Below are 21,782 nucleotides of genomic sequence, written 5' to 3'. Positions count from 1 at the left end.
TCCGGGTAGCAGGGAAAGCCCCTCGATTCCTCCACTGCTGGACGGCCGGGGCTTCCGTGACCGTCGCATCCGGCGGGACGCTGTTATAAAGCGCCCCCCATGCTTGAGACCGTCACCAAGGGCTTCCGGGCCGCCAAGAACCGCCTCGCCGGCAAGAGCGAACTCACCCCCGAGCTGGTGGACGAGTCGCTGCGAGACATCCGCGTCTCCCTGCTGGAGGCCGACGTCGCCTTCGACGTGGTGAAGAAGTTCGTCGCCCGCGTCCGCGAGAAGGCCGTGGGCGAAGTCGTGCAGACGTCCGTCACGGACGCGGGGGGCCAGAAGCGCAAGGTCAGCGCGATGGACCACTTCATCAAGATCTGCCACGACGAGCTGGAGGCCCTGATGGGCCCGGTGGACACGAGCCTCCACCTGAAGCCCAAGGGCCAGCTGTCCGGCATCATGATGGTGGGCCTCCAGGGCTCCGGTAAGACGACGACCACGGGCAAGCTCGCCAGCCGGCTCCTCGCGGAGGGGCGCAAGCCGCTGCTCGTGGCCGCGGACATCTACCGTCCCGCCGCCGTGGATCAGCTCAAGGTGCTGGGCGAGCGGCTGAAGGTCCCCGTCTACCACGAGCCCGGCGTGCAGCCGCCCGAGCTGGCGAAGCGGGGCTACGCGGCCGCGCGCGAGCAGAAGTGCGACGTGGTGCTCATCGACACGGCGGGCCGGCTTGCCATCGACGAGACGCTGATGACGGAGCTGGAGTCCATCAAGTCCAACGTGCAGCCGGACACCATCCTGCTCGTGTGCGACGCGATGATTGGCCAGGACTCGGTGCGCACGGCGGCCGAGTTCGACCGGCGCCTCACGCTGGACGGCTTCATCCTGACGAAGCTGGACGGTGACGCGCGCGGCGGCGCGGCGCTGTCCATCAAGGAAGTGACGGGCAAGCCCATCAAGTTCCTCGGCATGGGCGAGTCGATGGACAAGCTGGAGGAGTTCCGTCCGGAGGGCCTCGCGGGCCGCATCCTGGGCTTCGGCGACATCGTCGGCCTGATGAAGGACTTCGAGAAGGTCGTCGACGAGAAGAAGGCCGAGGACGACGCGCGCAAGCTGCTCTCCGGCCAGTTCTCGATGAAGGACTTCGTCGAGCAGATCCGCATGGTCCGCAAGATGGGCCCGCTGAAGGACCTGCTGGAGAAGTTCCCCCTCTTCGGCGACCTTACCGAGCACCTGAACCCGGACGAGAAGGAGCTCACGAAGATCGAGGCGATGTACGACTCGATGACGCAGAAGGAGCGCCTGCGTCCGGACATCATCAACACCAGCCGCATCAACCGCATCTCGAAGGGCAGCGGTCGCAAGCCGGAGGAGGTGCGCGAGCTGCTGCAGAAGTTCGGGATGATGCAACAGGTGATGGGCACCATCGGCCAGAACCCGGGCCTCTTGGGCCGCATCCCCGGCTTCAAGCAGTTGGGGCAGCTGGGCCAGATGAAGAACATGGACCTGGGCAGCATGTTCGGGAAGGACCCGAAGGCGCTGGAGAAGGCCATGTCCGCGATGGGCGGAGGCATGGGCGGAATGCCCATGCAGCTGCCGCAGATCGCCCCGGGCTACACCCCGCCCATGGGCCAGGCCGCGATGGCCAAGGCCCGCCTGATGGGCTACGCGCCCCCGTCCGTGAGCAAGCCGGACGACCGCGACGCCATCAAGGAGCGGCGCAAGAAGGAGAAGGAGAACAAGAAGAAGAACCGCAAGAAGAAGTAGCCCGCGGCCTTCGCGGTCCTCCCCTGCCCGCGCGTCCCCACCGAAGCCCGGGGGCGGCGGGCAGACGTGTTTCCGGAGCCTCCCGGCCCGGACGCCTGTCCTGTTCCGTGGACACCCGTGGCAGTGTTCTCCCTCGGGACCGAACGGACCCGACCTTGCAGAACACGCCCACATGTCCAATCTGAAACTCTGGTTGTTGCTGAGCTGCGTCGGCCTGAGCCCCGCATGCATTGACGTTCCGCCGCTGGAGGACCCGCCCAAGGAGGAGCCGCAGACGGACCCTGACGCGGACTTCGCCTTCACGGCGACTCCTGCCCAGGAGCAGGTTCTCCCGGGAGGAACCCTGGACTGTGACGTCCAGCTCGCATGGACTGACACCACGGGAGGTGCCGTCACCTGGAGCCTGGTGTCCCCGCCCGCGGGCATCGAGCTCCAGGCGTTCACCCTGCCCAAGGGAGAAACGCGCGCGACCCTGAGCATCCGTGTGGGAGCGGGCACGGTGCCCGGTGCCTACACGCTGACGCTCCAGGGCAAGAGCGGCACGATCACGAAGCAGGCCACGGTAGCCGTGACGGTCGGGAAGCCCGGTGACCTGGTGGTGAACTGGGTCGTGCCCGCGCCTGGGAAGGCGTACACGCGAGGCCCCCTGCTCCTCCAGTTCACGGTGGAAGGAGGCGCGGCGGAGCAGGTGGAGATCCTGAAGGACACCACGGTGCTCGTGAAGCCCACGGGGAGCCCCTATTCGTTCACCTGGGACACCACCACCGAGGCCGAGGGCTCGTACCAGTTGTCCATCCGCGCGACCCGCGGCGGAGCAGTCTTCACCAGCACGCCGAGGACGGTCATCGTGGACCGGACCGCGCCCACCGTGGCGTCCTTCCTGCCGGCCAAGGACGCGGCGACCGTGGGCGTCCATGACTCCATCCAGGTCACCTTCAGTGAACCCATGAACCCGCTCTCGGTGACGGAGGCGGCGGTCGGGCTCAAGACGGGTGCGGGTGTAGCCATTCCCAAATCGGTGTCGCTCTCTGCGGACGGCCAGGTGCTGACTGTCACTCCGAGCGTTCCCCTGGTGGCACCAGACACGATCTCTGTCGATCTCACGCTACTCGTGAGCAACACCACGGATCTGGCAGGTAACGGAGTCCAGACCGCTCCGACCTGGAAGTTCACGGCTCCTTCCTGGCTTCCTCTCGGTGGAGCTATCAGCGCGGTGGCTGGCAGGACGTCGGCCGAAGATGTCGTATTGAAGGTGGACCGCGAGGGTCGACCTGTCATTGCCTGGTCGGAACCCGATGGCTCGACCCGGAACATCTACGTTGCCAGGTGGTCCGGTACGGCCTGGGACATGTTGGGTGCGCCGCTGAGCGGTCTGACTGCGCTTGGAACAGATGCAGCGAGGCCCGACCTGGCAATCGACGCCTCCAACCGCCCGGTCGTCGTCTGGGATGAGGCCACTGGCAATGGCGAAGGCCGAGACGTGTTCGCGCGTCGGTGGACTGGAAGCACCTGGACTTCATTGCCATCCATTCCGCTGGTCTCCAGTTCGCAAGAATACGCCAAACAGGCGCGGCTCGTCGTGGGAGCCAATGAAGACCTTGTCTTCCATGCCACCCAGCACGATGAAAACAACTCGAAGGTCCGTGGGTTCAAGCTTCCATCATCAGGCTCGGCATGGATCGACCTGAACCCTAGCCAACCCGCTGACCATTTCAATGCGGGCGGCATCTCAGTAACCGCGTCCGGCACGAGCATCTTCACTGCCTATTCGGTTTACGACGACACAGCCTCACGCAGAGGTGTGGCCGTTCTCGCCAACGACGCATCTCTCCTCGGGGGAACAACGCTTGGAACAGACGTACGAGCGCTTTCGGCCGCAGCGGATGCGACGCAGCGCCCCTGGGTGTCGTGGGTACAATCGCCAACCCAGGCAGAAGCCGATGGCATGCTTTATTGGGCGCGGTGGGAAGGAAGTGGCTGGAGCACCCCCACACTCGCCAGCAACGGTTCTACGGGGAACAATTCGCCCAGCCTCGCACTGGGTGCAGGCACTCCACATGTCCTTGCCTGGAGCGGTGTCATGGCGTCTGAACGCAGCATTCTTGTAAGCCGTTGGATTGACTCCACATGGAAGCCCATGGGAATGCCGCTCAGCGCACTGACGACTGGAGGAACTCCGGCTTTTGGCCCTTCCGTCTCAATGGACGCCAATGGGCAGCCACTCATTGCATGGACAGAGGCGGATGCAACTTCCGCCAGTGTCTATGTTTTCAGGATCAACTACTGACATCATGCAGGGCGAGCCATGTATACGGAAACTCAGCCCTGTCGCTTGGGAACCACAAGCCCGCGGCTTAAGCGATTGAGGACACGGCGCTTCTGCCTTCGCTTGTAGCTCTCATGAGCGTTGTCTCCGAGTTCGTTACGGCGGGCTGTCTCTTCGTCCGCGATCTGGAACTCAACGAGTGCGAAGGTGACCCGTCCCTTTCGGGGGCGGGTGTCACTTTCAGGCGAAGGCAGGTAGGAGTCCATCCGCAGCGGGAGGTCCACGACGAAGTTGAGGACTCGATAGGAACTCCCAGAAAAGGCATTCCCCGTTCGGTCCTCGCGGTCCTCGAAGTCCCGGTCCAGGTGAAGTTGGGGGATAAACTGCTCGAAGTGAGGGTTCTCCTCCAGCAGCCCCTTGAACGGCAGCAGCGTGTTCTCCGTCTGCCCCGGGACGACAAAGTTGAAAGGGAACAGGCGCTGCGTCAGGAAGTAGAGGACCGGCAACAGGTCCTCCCGCTTGCGGGTGATGACGCGGAAGCGCGTGCGGTCATACACCTGGGCCGCCACGGTCTCCTTCTTCGCGATCAGCTTCGTGATCAAGGAGTCCCGCGTCTTGATGGAGTGGGCGAACTCCACGATCGGAAGACCCATCTCCTTCATCTCACGAGCAACGCCCAGCACCTTCTCCGTGACCATCTCCGCAAGCTCTGCTTCCGAAGCCGCGAGTCGGAAGAGCAGGTCCCGCCCTTCGATGTGCTGGATGACGTGCATGACCTTCAGCACAATGCAGGCGATGCGCCGATAGCGGGCCAGGCCCTTCGCTCCCGACGCGAAGAGGAACAGGTCGTGAAGCTCCTTCGGCTCCGCGACGGCCTCCGCGACCCGGTAGTCAAAGGTCTTTCGAAGGTATTCCACGGCATCCGCCAGGACCGTCCGGGCCCACGCATCGTCGTAGGGCCGGGACACGTCGAGCTGGCAGAGGCGCAGGAAGCGATCCACTTCGTCCCGCGTCTGGAAATGCATGCGGCGCCAGTCGATCACCGACCCGCCACGAAGGATGAGGCGGATGCGTTCAAGCTCCCGAAGCCCCATCTGCTCCACGGTGCAGACGGGGATGGTGGGGAGAACAGGGGCGAGAGAAGGTGCCTTCACAGGCACCGTTCCTAGTAGGCCCTGACGCGGAGGGAAAGGGCCTCATTCGCCCCCAAAGCTCCCTCCCTCCAGCGGTCCTCTTCTCAGCTGAGGGGGGCCTGCCCCTACAAACCAGGCAGGCCACCTGCCATCCAGGCGCTACCGGGATGCGACTTCGTGACCGTCCGCGAACTGCGTCTGACGGACGACCTTTCCGTCCTCGCTGAGTTCCTGGACCGTGCCGTTGCGGAAGCCCTTCCGGTACTGCTCGATCATCTTCGGCTTGCCATTGGCGAAGAACTGCACGCGAGTGCCGTGATAGTCGCCTTCGGCGAAATCCGTTTCCCCGGTCTTGACGCCGTTGGCGTCCCAGAACGTCCAATGGCCCGAGCGGAAGCCGTTCAGGTACTGCCCTTCCGACTGCTTCTGCCCGTTGGGCCAGTAGTCCACGTAGGCCCCATGGATCACCGGTTCGCCCGCCTTCTTGGCCGCCTTGACGCAGTAGACAGCTTCATCCTTGCCCGACTTGCCTTTCTGAACCGAACCCGCGGGGCAGGACAGCTGCGCATCCGCGGCAAGGCTCGTCGCGGAGAACGCCAGCATGGACGCGATGAGAAGTTGAGGAGCCTGCTTCAGAAACATGGATGTTTCCTTTCCTTGCGAGACAGCAAGAGGCCGTTCAGGGCCGCCACCATCAAGAACGCTCAATCACTCGGCAAATTCACCCTCGCTTTTCGGCGAGCGCCATCCACCGACAACCTGTTCCCCATTCAAACAGAAAGCCTCGTCCCAACCCACGGGACGAGGCTTCATGACTGAGCTGGGCCTACAGCGGCCCGCTGAGTGCTACTTCGAGAGCTGGCTGCAGATCTCGTTGCCGCCCGTGAAGTACAGGCCCAGCGAGATGGTGGAGATGGCGCCAGGGCAGAAGTTCATGATCATCGTCGCGCTCTTGCCGTCGGCGGACGGGGTGTAGCCAGAGGGACGAATGAGACCCGCACCATCCTGCTGATTCCCGTTCACCGTCACGTAGAAGAGGCCCTGGAGGTTGGACTTCTGGGCGGGGAAGGTACCCGTGTTCTTGGCATAGGCCTTGACCTCGGCCCGGAGGGTATCGCCGGAGGCGCAGAAGGCCGGAGAAACGACGTCGGCACCCCAGGTCAGCTTCTTGATGCTGTAGATGATCGGGCCGGTGGAGGAGCTCGCGTTCCACACAGGCGTCTTACCGCCCTTGGCAGGATCGAAGTTTTCGCACGTGGGCGCCGGCACCGCAGTGCAGGTGGTGCCGCTGCAGTAGCTGCCGTACGCGCACGCCGCCTGGCCCTCACCGGAGCAGGTCGTCGCGGCCGGGCTGCACACGCCCGTGGTGGTGTTGCAGGTGTTGCCGGCGGCGCAGTCGGCGTCCTTGGTGCAGCCCGTGTTGGAGCCGGGCTCCTCGCAGCGCTTGGACACGGTGCCGCAGACCAGGCTGGTGGAGTCGTCCGAGTTGCACAGCTGGTTGGTCTGGCACTGGCAGACCTTCTGCGTGTTCGTCGCACCGGCCAGCGGGGCGCAGTTCTTCTCCGCGTCGGGGCAGTCCGAGCCGCTCTCGCAGGTGTCCATGCACACGCCGGCGGCCGTGTTGCAGAAGTTGGAGGAGCAGTCGGTGTCCGACGTACAGGTCTCCGCCGTCGTCGCGTCATCGCCACAGGCCGTCAGGGCCAGGCTCATCGAGCTCAAAGCGGCGAGCATCACCATCATCTTGCGCAGCTGCATTCGGAACTTCCTCCTGGATTGGTTACGTCGCCCGGTGTCTCCGGCCACCTGACTCCAGACACCGGGAATGAAGTCGAGCGGGCTTTAGTCCCCTCGCTCCAGACGTGTCAACGAGTGTTGACCGACCTTTCCACGCCTGCTCCCCAAGGAAATTCACTGTTCACGAAAGCGCACAATCCCGTCGCACCTCACAGCGACATCGCCGTCATATGTGACGGCGATGTCGCTCCTGGACTTCAGAACGTGAACGGGAAGTCGATGGGGTCGCCCTGCTTCTGGTGCTTCGGGAACGACCAGCTCTTGATGAGCCCCGTGATGCACGTGGCCATGTAGCTCGAGCGGAACTCGTCCGTGCGGCACGAGACGGCGGTCGTCTTGCCGCTCGTCTGGACCGTCCAGCGCATCACCAGCTTGCCGCTGAGCGATGGGTCCTTCTGCTTCTGCTCGTTCACGCACTTCACGATGGACGGCTTGTTGTTCAGCACCACCTGCATGATGTCCGACTGCTGCAGGCGCTCCAGCGTGCCGCCTCCCGGCTCGGGCGGGATGTACGCCGTCGCCGTCGGCTTGCTCGCGGGCTTCGTGGCCGCTGGCTTCTTCGTGCCGAACAGCTCGTCGAAGTCGTCATCCCCGCCCCCGGAGTTCGACGACGAGGACGACGAGGACGACGAGGAGGAAGGCTTCGACACGGTGATCGCGTCGCCCTCGTCCTCATCCCGCTGCGAGCCGCGGCTTCCGCCGGAGCCCGTCTTGCGATGGTTGCGCGAATCCACCCGCGCCACCGCCGTTCCCATGTTGGGCGTCGTGCTGGCGGGCTTCACCTCCGCCGCGGGCGGAGGCGGGGTGGGCGTGGCGGCCGGAGCCGTCGCCACGGCCGGCGGAGGCGTTCCACCGGCCGCGGGCTGGGTGCCAGCGGCGGCGGGCGCTCCGACGGCAGCGGTCGCCGCGGTGCCTTCCGTGGGCGTCGCGGCAGGCGTCGCCGCGGGCTGGACCGCCGCGGCGGGAGGCGTCTGCACCGCGGCGGGAGGCGGCGGCATGGGCGGCAGGTCCGCCTTGGGCGTCGGCGCGGCCGCGACCTGGACCGGAGCCTCCGTGGGACGCTCGGACGAATTGCCGCGCGCGACGAAGACGACCGCGGCGCCCGCCATCACGAGCACGCCCGCCGTCACCGCGACCAGCATCCCCGTGCGGCCCTTGCCGCCCGCGGGTGCCGCCGCAGGCGGCGGATAGGCCGCCGGATACCCGGGAGGCGGATATCCCTGCGGCTGCTGCCCATAGGGCATCTGCGCCTGCTGCGGCGCATACGCCACCGGCTGCTGCGGCGCGTACTGCGGAACCGGCTGCTGCGGCGCATAGCCCTGCTGCGGCTGCTGCGCGTAGGCCTGGGGAGCGGCCATGGCCGGCGCGGGGGCCATCATGGCCCCCGGCATCGACGGCGAGGACACCGGCTCCGGCGGCGGCATGGGCACGTCCAGGAGGCGCGACTGCGACAACGGCTCGCGCTCCAGCGACGGCGCCGGACGCGGCGGCGGCTTGCTGAGGGCGTCGTTCTCCTCCTTCACCAGCGAGGCCAGCACGCTCGCGGCGGAGGGCTTCCAGCCCACCGGCTCCTCCGCCACGGCCGAATTGCCACCCGTGCCCGGACGAGCACTGCCCGCGCTGAAGGCGGACTCCACCGGACCGGCGGGAATCGTCGGCGACGACGTGGACACGGGCGCGGGCGCGACGATGACCGGCTTGGCCGGGCGCGGCGCCAGCACCGACGCCAGCTCCGCCGTCTCCGACAGGGGAATCCAGTCGCTGAAGCCCGAACGCCAGCAGAGGTTGTCCGGGCCCACCTCGCCGCGGTCCCAGGCGTCCTTCACCTTCTCCACGGACCAGGGGCCGACCTGCTTCTCGTCGATGGCGACGTACCACTCGTGCGCCGCGGCGGCGGCCTTCTCCTCCGCCGTCGGCTCCGCGGCTTCGGCTTCCGCGAGCTTGCGCACGGCCTCTGTCTTCGCGGCCTTGGCCTCGGCCTCCGCTTCGGCGGCCTTGACCTTCTGCGAGCCCGTGCTCAGGACCTGGTCGAAGACCGCGCCGATCTCATCCTCTTCCACGTCCGTGAAGAGGCCGCCCTCCGGCGGGGTGCCCAGCGTGGCGGGCAGGCCCGTGTTGGACGACTCCACGATACGTGGCGCGTTCGCATCCGCGCTGCTCCTGGCCTCCGTGGCCGCGGTGGCCTCCGCCCCGCCCTCCTTCGCCGCCGATGCACCGGCGGGCCTCACCAGGATGGTGTGACCACACTTCTTGCAACGAAGTTTGACCCCCTTCGGGCCAACCTTGTCGTCGCTGATCATGTACTGCGCGCGGCAGCTGTCGCAGACGAAACGCATCGTTCCCGTAAGCCTCGAAAATGACGGGCGAAATCCCGTCTGAATCGTAGAAGTGCCCACCGGCGGAGATCAAGGACACCTGCCTTGAACGCCCGCCTGCTTTCAACGCGTGAACCCTCGCGGCGGTCTGAGGGCCCTACTTTCGCACCTGGACTTCGACGTGTGTGCCAACGGCCACACGCAGCTCGTGCAGGTCCTCGGAGGTGGCGAACACCAGCAACTCCCGCAGCTTGGTGCGAGGGGCGACGCGGAACGCGGACCCCGTCTCGCCCTGCACCATGCGGCGCACGGGCTCCAGCTCGCCCGCGGCGAAGAGGCCCGCGCGCGACGCGGTGAGCTCCGCACCCTCCAGCCACGTGCGCACATCCTGCGGCGTCGCCGTGGGCAGGTAGGCCCTCGCGACCTTCGCCAGGGCGGCCCGGTCCGGCTCGCTCAGGCTCTTCTGGAGCAGCTGCCGCTCCACGTCCACCAGCCGCGGATCCACCGTGTAGCGCACGTTGCCCACCACCAGGCTGAGCGCGGCCTGCACCACGGCCTCCAGCCGCTCGGGCGCGACGCGCTGGCTGAACGCGAGCTCCGCGCGGGCCAGGGCCAGCGTACGGCCCAGGAGGTAGTACACCTCCTTCTGCCCCTGCTCCGCGAAGTACTTGCCACCCACACGCACGCACGCGGGATGCGTCTGGAGCAGGTCCACGTTCACGAGCGGCTCGGGGGCCGGTTCGTTGGAGCGCTTCGCCAGCCGCTCGCGCGTGGCCACGAGGAAGGGCGAGTACAGCTCCACCGCCTCCATGCCGAAGAGCCGCGCGACGTAGCGGTAGTGGTTGACGTGGTACTCCTGCGCGGTCGCCACGTCGATGCGGTGGCGCTTGGGCACCAGCTGGTACTGCGGGAAGGGCACCGCGTACAGGTGGCCCGCCTTCTCGAAGAGCAGGCCCAGGAGCTCCGACAGCGGCCCGCGCACCTTCGGGTGGAAGAGCGCGGTCTGCCACAGCCGGTCCGTCAGCGGACGCTGCGCCAGCTCCTTCTTCTTCGCATAGGGCCCCAGCTTGGTGAGGATCTCCTGCTCGTCCTCGCCCGCCTCGCCCAGGAGGCCCGACACCGCCTGCGCGGCGAGCCACGCGGCGTCGTAGTCCTTGCGCACCGCGGACAGGCGCACCAGGTTGCCCACCACCTTGCGCGGATTCTGCGTGTTCGGCAGCGCGCGGCGCAGCGCCACGATGGCCTCTTCCTCGCGGCCCGGCATCTGCCCGGCGACCTCCGCGAACGTCTCCTGGATGGCCGCGTCGTCCGGCAGGCCCTTCGCCGCGACGCCGTAGGCGGCCACCGCGCCTTCCGGGTGCTTGAGCACCTGGAGGTACAGGTCGCCCAGCGCGCGCCACAGCGTCATGCGCGCAGGGTGCGTGTCCGGCGTCTTGGGCAGACGCGCGAGCATGCGCGTGTAGTTCTCCTCCAGCACCTTCCACTGGCGCGCGCCGCCGAGCATCGCCTCCAGCGCGCTGAAGGCCTCCACGAAGCGGTGGTCCAGGTCGAGCGCGGCGTTGAAGGCCTGCGCCGCGCCCTCCACGTCCTTCAGCTCGTCGCGGCGGATCTCGCCGAGCGCGAACCACACGCGCTTGGCCTTGTGCGGCTCCAGGGCGAGCGCGGGCAGCGCCAGCATGCGGCCCAGCACGTCCGCGGCCTTCTGGCCCTGACGCGTCTCGCGCAGCAGGCGGTAGAGCGCGTCCATCACCTCCGGCGCGTCCGGCTGCGTCCTGAGGGCGCCGGTGAACGCGTCGATGGCCATGTACGGATCATGCAGCTCGTCGCGCGCGATGCGGCCCAGCTCCAGGTAGACCTTGACCTTGGCCTCGCCCTCCAGGCTGTTGACGAGTTCCTGGCGCAGCTCCGCGGACTTCTCGTAGTTGCCCGCCTTGTCCATCAGCGCCACCAGCGCGCGCAGCGTCTGCTCGTGCTGCGGGTCGATGGCGAGCGCCTTCTCGAAGTGGTTCTGCGCGCGGTCCGTCTGGCCGAGGGCAGCGTGCACGTCCCCCAGCTGCCAGTAGACCTCCACGACCTCCAGGTCCGTCAGCTCCTCGCGGTGGTGGATGAGGATGGTCTGGAAGACCTTGAGCGCGTCCTCGTACCGCTTCGCCTGCACCAGCAGGTTGCCGTAGCCCTCGAGCGCGGGCAGGTACGTGGCGTCCAGGCCGTAGGCCTTCTCGTACGAGGACAGGGCCTTGTCGCGGCGGCCCAGCTTCTCCGTCACGTAGCCCAGCCGGTAGAGCTGGCGGCAGAGGTCCTGCGCGATGGCGGCGTCCTTCTCCGCCATGGCCTTCTCCGCCATCTTGCGCGTGACGATGTCCAGCATCCGCTCCGCGGACGCCCAGTCCTCGCGCGCGATGTAGACGTCCGCCAGCGGGCGCGCCGCCTCCAGGCTGTCCGGGATGTGCTTGAGCGTCTCCTCCCAGTAGGGCGTCGCCGTCTCGCGGTCCTCGCGCGTCTCCGCGTGGTAGCGCGCGACGTCCAGCAGGGCGCGGCCCTTGGCGGCAGGGTCCTCCGTCTGCTGCGCCTCCTGCAAGAGCGTCTGCTCGTAGCCGCCCCAGTCCTTCTCCTGCTCCTGGATGCCCTTGAGGGCGCGGATGGTGGGCAGGTGGCCCGGGTCGATGGCGAGCGCCTGCTGGTACGCGGTCCGCGCGCTCGCCATGTCCGCGAGCATGTCCTCGTTGATCTTCCCCAGGCGGTGCCACAGCTCCACCGCCGCGGGGTCGCTGCCCACGACCTGCGCTTCCTTCTGCAGCATCTCCAGCGCGAAGGGCCAGTTGCCGCTGCGCTCATAGAGCTTGCCCAGGGCGTGCAGCGCGGGACGGGACTCGGGGTCCGTGGCGAGCGCCGCGTGGTAGCTGTTCACCGCGCGGTCCACGGCCTTGAGGTTCTGGTACTGGACGTTGCCGATCTCCACGTACAGCTCCGCCTGCTCCTGCGGGCTGGTGGCGAGCGCGAGCTGCCGCTCGTACGCGAGGATGAGGTCCTCCCACCGCGACTGCGCGCGGCGCAGGCGGATGAGGGACTTGATGGCCTGCGCGTTCTGCGGGTCGATGGAGAGCACGCCCTCCACGCACGCGTCGGCGTTGGCCGGGTTCTGGTACGTGTCCTCCCAGATGGTCGCGCTGCGGAAGAGGACGCGGACCTTCTCGCGGTAGTCCTGGGACAGCTCCAGCATCCGCTCGTAGATGGCGAGCAGGTCCGCCGGATGATCCAACCGCGTGTGCAGCCGCTCGAGCGCCTCCAGCGCCTCGCGGTTGTACGGGTCGAACTCCAGCGCCATGCGGAACGCGGAGACCGCGGACTCGTCGTCCTTGAGGTCGCGCTCGTAGACGGTCGCCACCTCCACCTGGATGCGCGCACGCTCCTCGTTGGACGCCGCGAGGTCGCGGGCCCGGAGCAGCGTGGTGGCCACGTCGCGGAACGCGTTCCCGCGACGGTAGAGGTTCGTGAGGACGCCGAGCGTCTCCAGGTCCGGCTCCAGCTCCAGCGCGCGCAGCAGGGCGCTGGCCGCCTCGGTGGGGTCGTCCAGCGTCTCGTCCCAGACGCGGGCGATCTCCTTGAGGATGCCCTTGCGCGCCTCGATGGAGCCCGCCGCCTCCAGCTTCTGCTCCAGCGCGACGACGTACTCGCGGTCGCGGCCGCGCCGCTGGAACACCGCCGCCAGCCCGTCCAGCGCGGTGGCGTTGGTGGGGTCGAACTCCAGGATCTTGCGGAACGCGGCCTCCGCGGCCTGCGGATCATCCAGCCGCGAGTCGTGGATGCGCGCGAGCGTGGCGTAGATGCGCTCCGCGAGCGGGCCGCGGGGCAGCTCGTCCGCGACCTCCTCGTAGACCGCCGCCAGCTCCTCGTGGCTGCCCGTCTCGTCCGCCAGGCGCTCCACTTCCTCGCGCAGCGCGTCCTCGGCCGCGTCCAGCTGCAGCGCGCGGCAGAGCGCCAGGAAGGCCACGTCCTTCTGGCCCAGGCGCTCCTCCTGCACCCGGGCGATCTCCCGCAGCGCCGCCATCTTCTCCTCGTCGGTGACGAGGTGGGGCATGTAGCGATCCATCACCGTGGCGTACGCGCGCCAGTCGTTGTGCGTGCGGTACAGCGTGCACACGCGCTCGTAGGCGGTGCGGTTGGCGGGGTCGAGCTCCAGCACCTTCTCCAGCGCGCCGGCGGACAGCTCCGGCTTGCCGCCCTGCCCTTCCCACAGCTCCGCGACAGTGAAGTACGCGGCGACGGCCGGGTCGCGCTCCTCCGCCGCCAGGTGCACCTGGACCTTGAGCTCCAGGGCGCGCACGGCGTCGTTCCACGCGCGCAGGGACACGGACAGCGCGTACACGCGCTCCAGGTCGGAGACGGAGTGCGGCTCCACCTCCAGCGCGCGGCGGGCCGCGTCCAGCGACTCCTCTCGCCGGCCCATGCCCGCGAGCACCTCCGCCATCCGCAGGCGCAGCGCCTTCACACCGTCGCTGCTGTCCTGCAGCGGGATGAGGCGGCGCAGGATGCCCACCAACTCCTCGCGCTGGCCCGTCTCGTCGTACAACTCGCGCAGGGTGTCCAGCACGCCGCGGTGGCGTGCGTCGCGGTCCAGCGCCGCCTTGAAGAACGGCACCGCCGCGTCCGGCTGCTTGAGCAGGCGGTACACCACGCGGCCCAGCCGCTCGTTGAGGCGCACCACCTCGCGAGGATCGAGCGTGATGGCCAGGCGGCCCTCGAGCAGCTCACGCAGGTCCTGCGGCCGGCCCGCGCGCTCGTACAGCGACTCCAGCGAGGAGAAGACCTGCTCGTTGCGCGGGTTCTTCGCCAGCAGCTCGCGGTACAGGTCGATGGAGCGGCCCAGATCCGACAGCCCCTCGGCCGACACCTGCGCCATCTTGCCCAGCACGCGGTCCCGCTCGCTGCCGGAGACCTTGTCCGCCTGGAGCTTCAGGATGGCGTAGAGCTTCTCGGACGCGCCCGCGCCCTCGTAGATGCCCTCCAGGAGCCGCGCCGAAGCGAGGTGTCCCGGCTCCAGCGCGAGGATGGCCTCGTAGGCGCTCGCGGCGCGGTCCGGGCTGTCCATCCGCTCCTGGTAGAGCTGTCCCAGGCGGAAGAGGAAGCCGATCTTGTCCGCAGGAGTCGTCGCGCCGGTGGCCAGCGCCTCCAGCACGCCGGCCAGCTCCGGCCACGCCTCCAGGTGCAGGTAGAGGCGATCCAGCGCGACGAGCGAGGCCTGTTGTACCGACGCGTGCAGCGTGCGCGCACGCTCGAAGTAGGACACCGCGCGGTCCGGATCGCGCAGGCGCGTCTCCAGCACCTGGCCCAGCTTGAGGCACACCTGAGCCGCGTCGGCGGCCTCGGCGATGCGCGGCAGGGCCTCCTCGTAGAGCACCACCAGCTCGTCGTAGCTGCCCGCGACGTCGGTGGCGTTCTCCAGGCGGCGGCGGACCTCGCTGTCGTTCGGGTCCTCCTTGAAGCCGCGGTAGAGCGCGAGGAAGGCCAGCTCGCCTTCGCCCTGCGTCTCGCGCAGCGTGGCCAGCTCGCCAAGCAGTTGCTTGCGCTCGACGGCGTCCGGCGACACGCCCACGCGGGTCTCGATCACCTGCGCCAGCCGAGCGACGTCACCGCTCCCGCGGAAGGCGCGCAGCAGCGTCTCCACCGCGAGCAGGTTCTGCGGCTCGCGCGCCACGATGGCTTCCATGCGGCCCACCGCGCCCGGGTGGTTGGGCTGCACGGACAGCACCTCGCCGTACAGCGACAGCGCGCCCGCCTTGTCCAGCAGCTTGGACTCGCGCACCGTCGCGAGGCGGAACTTCAGCTCCAGCCCCTCCTCCGGCGGCATCAGCGCGATGCGCCGCGCGAGGACGTCCGCGAGCTCCGGCCAGCGCTCCTGCTTCTGGCAGAGCGCATCCATCCGCGCGAGCGCGACCGCGTCGTCTGGCTGCAGCTCCAGGAGCCGCCGGAACGTGGCCAGCGCGCCCAGTGGGTCCTTGAGCTGCTCCTCCTGCAGCACGCCAATCTGGTGGAGCACCGCCGCGCGACGCGCCGGCTCCTCCGACAGCGCGAGCTGACGGCGCAGCACCTCCAGCAGCTCCGTGGGACGGCCCTGCGAGGCGACGAGCCGCGCGGTGCCATCCAGCGCCTCGTTGTCCGTGGGCTTGAGCTCCAGCACGCGCTTCCACGACTGGAGCGCCTCGGCCGGCTCCCCCAGGTCCACCTGCATCCGGGCGAGCGCGCGGTACAGCTCCGCCCTGGCCGCGTCGCTGGCCTTGGGGGCCACCTCCGCCAGCACCGAGCACAGCTCCTCCGGCGCCTCCGCCTTGTCCACCAGCGCGACGCACAGCTCCAGCGAGCGAGGGTCCTCTGGCAGCTCGCGCAGCGCGCGCGTGGCGGTGAGGAACGCCATCTCCGCGTTCTCCAGCGAGCTGGCGTAGATCTCCGCGATGCGGCGCAAGAGCGCGGCCCGCTCCTGCGGCACGGCCTCCGCGGAGGCGCGCGACTCCAGCATCTCCACCTGCTTCAGGTGGTTGCCCACCGACGCGAAGATGGGCTCCAGGGCGCTCGCCGCCGCGCCACGCAGCGGGCTCTCCGAACGCGCCAGCTCCTCCAGCGCGCCCACCGCGCCCGGGTGGCCTGCGCGCCGCGCGAGCACCAGCTTGTACAGCTCCAGCGCGCCGCGCGGATCATCCAGGCGCGACACCTTCAGCCGGCCCAGGCGCACGCGCAGGTCGGACGCCTCTTCCTGCGCGTCGCGCGCGTCCGCCATCTGGATCTCACGCTCGACGTGCTGCGCGAGCTCCGCCCAGCGCTCCATGTCCGCGAGCACGCGGCCCAGGAGCTTCAGCGCGTTGGCGTTCTCCGGCCGGCGCTCCAGCACCTCGCGGTACGCCTGCGCCGCCAGCGACTTGTCCGCGAGCGTCTCCTCGGCCAGGTGCGCCAGCTCGAAGAGGAGGTTGATCTGCGAGGCCGGATTCGCCTCCGCGGCCACCTGCCGGCGCATGACGAGCGCCAGCTCCCGGTGCGCGCCCGTGCGGCGGTGCACGCGGGCGATGGCCTCCAGCACCGGCTTGTTCATCGGGTCGCGCCGGCTCACCTGCTCCAGCGCGCGCACCGCCAGGTCGTAGCGCTTCAGGCGGTTGTCGTAGATGGCCGCCAGGCGCCGCCACAGGTCGCCCGCCAGGGGCTCCGCGGGGTCGCGCTCCAGCTGGTCCTCGTAGGCCGCCGCCACTTCCTCGAAGGAGCCCGAGTCCGCCGCGAGCCGCTCCAGCTCGTCGCGCACGCCGGCTTCCGCGGGCAGCTCGTTGAACGCGCGCAGGCGCGCGACGAAGGCCAGCGACGTCTGGCCCAGGCCCTCGCGCAGGACGGCGATCTCCTGCAGCCGCTCCAGGCGCTGCTCCGGCGGAACGCCCGGCAACAGCACCTCCAGCACGTCCACCAGCTTCCGCGTGTCGTTGAGGCCGCGGTAGACGGGCTCCAACAGGCGCGCCGCCTCCAGGCGGGGCCCGTCGTGCGCGAGCAGGCGCTCCAGGCCCGCCACCACCTGGCCGTCGCCCGGCGACAGCTCCAGCAGCCGGCGGTACACCGGCAGCGCCTCCGTGGGCCCGACCTCCTTCTCCAGCAACTGCGCGCGGCGCAGCAGGTACGCGCGGCGCCCGGGCTCGTCCGGCGCCAGCTCCGCGAGCTGATCCAGCACGTCCGCCTGCTCCACGAAGTGGCGCGTCTTGGCGTACAGCTTGTCGAGCGCGAGCAGCCCTTCCGGCACCTTGCGGAGCGCCAGCGCGGAGCGCAGCACCTCGATGGCCTTCGCGTCCTCGCCCGCGCTCGCGTAGGCCTCGCCGGCCTTGAGCAGCAGCCCCAGCCGCGTCTCCGGGTCGGTGGCGAGCTGCGCCTGGCGGGCGTAGACCTCCGACAGGCTCTTGGCGTTCTGGCCCTTCTCGTAGAGCCGGGACAGGGCCTCCAGCGCCTGACGGTCCTGCGGCGCGTCCGCCAGCAGGTTCTTCCAGAGGCGCGTGGCCTCTTCCGGCTGATCCAGCCCTTCACGCAGCTCCGCCGCGCGGCGCAGCAGGTCCAGCATCACCGGGTCGCCGGTGGTGAGGTCCACGGCGGCGCTCTCGTAGATCTCCGCCAGCACCTCGTGGCTGCCCGTCTCGCGCGCCAGCCGCTCCAGGTCCGGGCGCACGCCTTCACGGTCCAGGTCGTTGGCGAAGGCCTTCACCGCCGCCATGAACGCGAGCGACGGCTGCTGCATGTCGCGCTCGTAGATGCGGCGGATTTCCCCGGCGAGGATGATCTTCTCCACCGTGAGCGCGGACTCCATCCGCGTCTCGCGCAGCGCCACGCGGCGGGCATGGTCGCCCACCTGCGCGAGCACCTTGTCCAGCACCTCCAGCGCCGCGCCGCTCGTGGGCACCGCCGCCTTCACCCAGGCCTCCAGCGCGGCCCTCGCGCCGGGGTGGCCGGGGTCCTCGGTGAGGATGCGCTTGTAGAGGCCGAGCGCCGCGTTGGCGTCGTCCAGCACCGTGCGCAGCAGCTCCGCCAGGCGGAAGGACACCTCACGCCCCTGCGGGCTCTGGCCCTCCTGGTTGCGCCGCAGCGCGAGCGTCCACGCCAGGTCCTTGGGACGGTTGAGGTCCGTGTAGAGGCGGTCCAGCGCGGTGGCGGCCTCGCGCTGCGCCGGGTCGCGCTCCGCGATGGCGCGCCACGCGGACGCCGCGCTCTCCTTGTCGGTGAGCTTCGCCTCGTGCAGCAGCGCGGCCTCGCGCAGGCACACGAGCTGATCCGCCGGCTCCTGGATGGCCGCCGCCAGCTTCTCCAGCACCTCCGCCAGCGCCGCCCACTCCTCGCCCGCGCGGTGCAGCCGCTGCAGCGCCCGCAGGCTGTCGATGTTGCCCGGCTCCAGCTCCAGCAGCGCGCGCAGCGCCTTCACCGCGCCGGGCCGGTCGTCGAGCTTCTTCTCCTGCACCTCCGCCAGCTCGCGCAGCAGCGCCGCGCGCGCGGGGCCCACGTCTCCCTCTTCCGTCAGCTCGGAGAGGATCTCCGCGAAGCTGTCGAGCGAGTCCGCGTCCTCCGCCGCCTGACGCGCGGCGGCCCGGAGGCCCCCGTCCGCAGGAGCAAGACGCATCGCCCGCGCGAGCGACGCGAACGCCAGCTCCGGCTGCCGCAGGTGCGCCAGGTGCACCTGCGCCGCATGGCGCAGCGCCTGCACCCGGCCGGCGTCGTCGCGAGCCACTTCCGCGAGCACGTCCAGCGTCGCCACCAGCTTGCGGTGTTCCTTGGTGCGCTCGTACGCGGGGATCAGCGCGCGCGCCGCCGCCTCGCGCGACGGGCCCGAGGCCAGCATCGCCTCCAGCGCCGAGAGCGCGTCCGGATCCGACGGACGCTGCCGCAAGAGGTCCGCGTAGCTCTGCACCGCCTCCGCGCTGCCGTCCTGCGAACCCTGCAGCAGCTGCGCGCGGCGCAGCTTCAGCCGCGACACGTGGTCGGCGTCACCGGCCGTCTCCGCCAGGCCGATCATCCGCGCCAGGGTGTCCCCCAGCTCGCGCTGCATGCCGGCCTTCTCGTAGAGCTCCGCGAGGCGCGGCAGGTGCCGGCCCTCCTCGCCGCCGTGCGTGATGGCGGCCTGGAGCGCCTCGGCCGCTTGCTGCGGGCGGCCCAGCTCCACGTTCAGGTCCACGAGCCGCAGGAGCAGCTCCAACCGCTCCGGCCCGCGCGTGGCGTGGATGCGCTTGCGAAGCAGCGTCTCCGCGTCCGCGGAGCGGCCCGCGCGCCCGTACAGCCGCACGAGGCGCTGGAGCACCTGCGGCGACTCGGGCGAGCGCGCCAGCGCGGCCTCCAGCGCCGTGATGGCCTCCGCCGCCATCCCGCCCTCCTCCGCCAGCACCGACGCCTCGGAGAGCAGCTGCACGGCGAGGATGGGATCCTCGGACTCCGTGGCGAGCGTGCGCAGCACCCGGCCCAGCTCCGCGTGCGCGGACAGGTCGCGCGCCAGCCGCGCCGTCTCCGCGCGCCCCGCTTCGTCCTTGGGCTCCTCGCGCACCATGCGCAGCCGCGTGTCGAAGGCGGCGCGGCTGTCCGCGAGCTGCTTCTCGTGGATGCTGGCCAGCACCGTCAGGAGCCGCTTGCGCGTGGCCGCGTCCGTCGTGGAGTCCAGTTGCTGCTGGAGCGCCGCCACCTGCCGCTGGTGGTCACCCGTGCGGCCGTAGTGGTTCGCCAGGGCCTCCGTCAGCGCGACCGTGCGCACGCCTCCGGCCGCCAGCCGCTCCAGGCCGCCCACCACCACGCCGGTGGACACGTTCTCCGCCAGCAGCGCGAGGAACAGGTCCGCCGCGTCCTCCTGACGGTTGAGCCGCTCCGCGTACAGCTTCGCCTGCCGCGCGGTCCACTCGTTGCGCTCGAGCTGCGTCTCGGAGAGCGTCGCCAGCTTCCCCGCCAGCGTCGCCGCCTCGTCGAACTTCGACAGCGCCACGCACAGCGCCTGGAGCCGCTGCACCGCCTGGGTGTCCTCGGGCGCCAGCTGCACCCACTGGCGCACAAACGGCTCCAGCTCCACGGGCGAGGCACCGGACGCCTCGCGCCGCGCGATGTCCGTCTCCAACCGCGTCTTCGGGTCATCCGCCAGCGCCGCGGCCGCCTGCAGCGACTTCACGGCCTCGCTCGCCACGGAGTCACCCGGCACGCGCGAGAGCACTTCGCGCCACGCCGCCTCCGCACGCACGGGGTCCGCCAGCGGGCCCTGGAGCAGCTGCGCCAGGTGCCGCCACAGCGCCACCGCCACGGCCGGAGGCGTCGCCCCCTGCGCCGCGCGCAACAGCGCATGGGCCAGCGCCGGCTGCGCGTTGGCCTTCTCCGCGTGCTCCACCACCGTGTTGAGCAGCAGCGGCCGGCCCGGCTCCAGCTCCAGCGCGCGCGCCAGCACCTCGAAGGCGCCGCGCGCGTTCTCCTGCTCCTCGAACATCAGCGCCAGCGCTTCACAGAACGCCACGCGCTCCGCGCGAGGACGCGGGGCGAGCATGGCCAGCTCCAGGAGCGGCAGCACTTCATCCAGCTTCTCGTCCTCCGCCAGCAGGCGCGACAGCTGGAAGGCCGCGAGCGCGTTGGTGGGCTCCAGCTTCAGCGCAGCTTCCAGGTGCGCGCGCGCCGCGTCCGCGTCCTTCAGCTGCTGCATGCACAGGTCCGCCAGGCGCAGGCGCAGGCTGGCCTGCTGTGCGCGGTCCTTCACCGTGCCCAGGTAGCGCTCCAGCGTGGCCACCGCGTCCGCGTAGCGCTCCTGGCCCAGCATCAGCTCCGCGGCCAGGCTGGCCGCGTCCGCGCGCGACGCATCCGCCGCCACGGCCTTCTCGAAGGCGGCCAGCGCACCGGCCGCGTCGTTCATCCGGCCCAGCTTGAGCGTGCCCACGCGCAGCCACAGGTCCACCTGCGCCGTGCGGTCGCGCGCCTCGCCTGCCATCGCCTCCAGCTGCGCGAGCGCCGGCCCGTAGTCGCCCGCGCGTCCCGCCATCCGCTCGATGAGCGTGAGCGCCTCCGGCATGCCCGGCCACAGCAGGAAGCAGCGGTCCAGCGCCTCCTTCACCTTGGCGGCGGAGCCCGGGTCGTACCAGGCGAACAGCTTCGCCACGAGCAGCGACAGGCGCGCGGCGCTCTTGCGGTCGCGCTCCTCCAGCGACATGCCGCGCAGCATGCGCACCTTGTCGCGCCACACCTGCTCGAAGCGCTGCATCGCGCGGGCGGCCTTGTCCGCGCGCGCGTTCTGCGGATCCAGCTCCCGCGCCACGTCCAGCACCTGCTGCGCCAGCGAGTGCTCGGTGGGGTCGTCCACCAGCCGCTCCGCGAGCGCGGCGTACTCCTCCGCCATGCCCGCGTCGCCCAGCGCGGCACGCTCGCGCTGCAGCGCCTCGAACGCCGGCTGGAAGCGCTCCTCGGACAAGAGCAGCTGGCGCACGCGCCGGAACGTCGCGCGGTCCGGCTTCACCCGCGCCGCGCGCTGCAGGCACAGCACCGCGCGATCGCGGCGGAAGAGCTTCTGCTCGTAGAGGTCCGCGGCCTTCAGGTAGTGGGCCGCGCTCTCGTCGCCCTGCGTCGCGGCGCCCAGCCGCTCCAGCACGTCCACCAGCGACGACGCGTCCTGGCGGATCTCATGCAGTCGCTTGAGACCGCGCAGCGCGGGCATCGGGTCCTTCGCGACGAGCAGCGCGCGCTTGAGCAGGTCCTCCGCGCGCGGCGCGTTGCGCTGACGCTCGTGGGCCAGCTCCGCCGCGCGGCACAGCAGGCGCGCCGCCTCTTCCGTGGGAACGTCCCGCGAGCGCCCCTCGTACAGGCGGATCAGCTCCTCGACACGGCCCGTCTTCTCCAGGGCCGCTTCGGTTTCAACGAAGGAGCGGTCGTCGGTCACACGCAGCGTGGGACGCGCAGGGGCGGAAGGCTGTTCCATGATGCTCGTTGGCCAAAGGGGGAATGAAACGAGGGCGCCAGCGGCCGGAGTGTACCGGCCACGGGCGCCCCCGGGCAATCATGCAAAACCTGTCA

Annotated in this window: 7 protein-coding genes; 2 read left to right on the top strand and 5 right to left on the bottom strand. The window is 69.9% G+C overall.

The window, feature by feature from the left end:
* The first annotated feature begins 99 nt into the window (after window positions 1-99).
* Window positions 100-1,746: a signal recognition particle protein gene (gene ffh, locus AABA78_RS21285; RefSeq protein WP_171413653.1), complete on the top strand. Its 1,647-nt coding sequence runs from the start codon at window positions 100-102 to the stop codon at window positions 1,744-1,746.
* A 172-nt stretch (window positions 1,747-1,918) separates the two neighbouring features.
* Entirely contained in the window at window positions 1,919-4,033 is a 2,115-nt protein-coding gene (locus tag AABA78_RS21280) for an Ig-like domain-containing protein (protein WP_338265089.1), read from the top strand.
* Between the two features lie 32 nt (window positions 4,034-4,065).
* Here AABA78_RS21280 and AABA78_RS21275 read toward each other — a convergent pair whose 3' ends face one another.
* From AABA78_RS21275 to AABA78_RS21255, 5 genes are all read right to left on the bottom strand, one after another.
* A complete protein-coding gene (locus AABA78_RS21275; protein WP_338265087.1) occupies window positions 4,066-5,166 on the bottom strand; it encodes a TIGR04552 family protein in 1,101 nt (366 codons plus the stop codon).
* Between the two features lie 138 nt (window positions 5,167-5,304).
* The gene (locus AABA78_RS21270; protein ID WP_171436414.1) at window positions 5,305-5,787 is read right to left on the bottom strand and encodes a toxin-antitoxin system YwqK family antitoxin; all 483 of its coding nucleotides are present in this window, start codon (window positions 5,785-5,787) and stop codon (window positions 5,305-5,307) included.
* A gap of 204 nt (window positions 5,788-5,991) precedes the next feature.
* A complete protein-coding gene (locus AABA78_RS21265) occupies window positions 5,992-6,900 on the bottom strand; it encodes a hypothetical protein (protein ID WP_338265086.1) in 909 nt (302 codons plus the stop codon).
* Window positions 6,901-7,136: 236 nt separating this feature from the next.
* Window positions 7,137-9,275 (bottom strand): adventurous gliding motility protein GltJ, encoded by a 2,139-nt coding sequence (gltJ, locus tag AABA78_RS21260; protein ID WP_338265085.1) that lies wholly within the window; start codon window positions 9,273-9,275, stop codon window positions 7,137-7,139.
* 136 nt (window positions 9,276-9,411) lie between these two features.
* Window positions 9,412-21,687: a tetratricopeptide repeat protein gene (locus tag AABA78_RS21255; RefSeq protein WP_338265084.1), complete on the bottom strand. Its 12,276-nt coding sequence runs from the start codon at window positions 21,685-21,687 to the stop codon at window positions 9,412-9,414.
* Between the last annotated feature and the right edge of the window lie 95 nt (window positions 21,688-21,782).

The sequence above is a fragment of the Corallococcus caeni genome (assembly GCF_036245865.1).
Classification (GTDB): domain Bacteria; phylum Myxococcota; class Myxococcia; order Myxococcales; family Myxococcaceae; genus Corallococcus; species Corallococcus caeni.
The sequence above is the reverse complement of the archived record's forward strand: the minus strand, read 5'-3'. Positions and strand labels throughout refer to the sequence as shown.

Bases quoted from the DNA above. Each gene is read 5' to 3' on its own strand.
- AABA78_RS21280 (WP_338265089.1), top strand. From the start codon at position 1,919: ATGTCCAATCTGAAACTCTGGTTGTTGCTGAGCTGCGTCGGCCTGAGC.
- ffh (WP_171413653.1), top strand. From the start codon at position 100: ATGCTTGAGACCGTCACCAAGGGCTTCCGGGCCGCCAAGAACCGCCTC.
- AABA78_RS21265 (WP_338265086.1), bottom strand. From the start codon at position 6,900: ATGCAGCTGCGCAAGATGATGGTGATGCTCGCCGCTTTGAGCTCGATG.
- AABA78_RS21270 (WP_171436414.1), bottom strand. From the start codon at position 5,787: ATGTTTCTGAAGCAGGCTCCTCAACTTCTCATCGCGTCCATGCTGGCG.
- gltJ (WP_338265085.1), bottom strand. From the start codon at position 9,275: ATGCGTTTCGTCTGCGACAGCTGCCGCGCGCAGTACATGATCAGCGAC.
- AABA78_RS21255 (WP_338265084.1), bottom strand. From the start codon at position 21,687: ATGGAACAGCCTTCCGCCCCTGCGCGTCCCACGCTGCGTGTGACCGAC.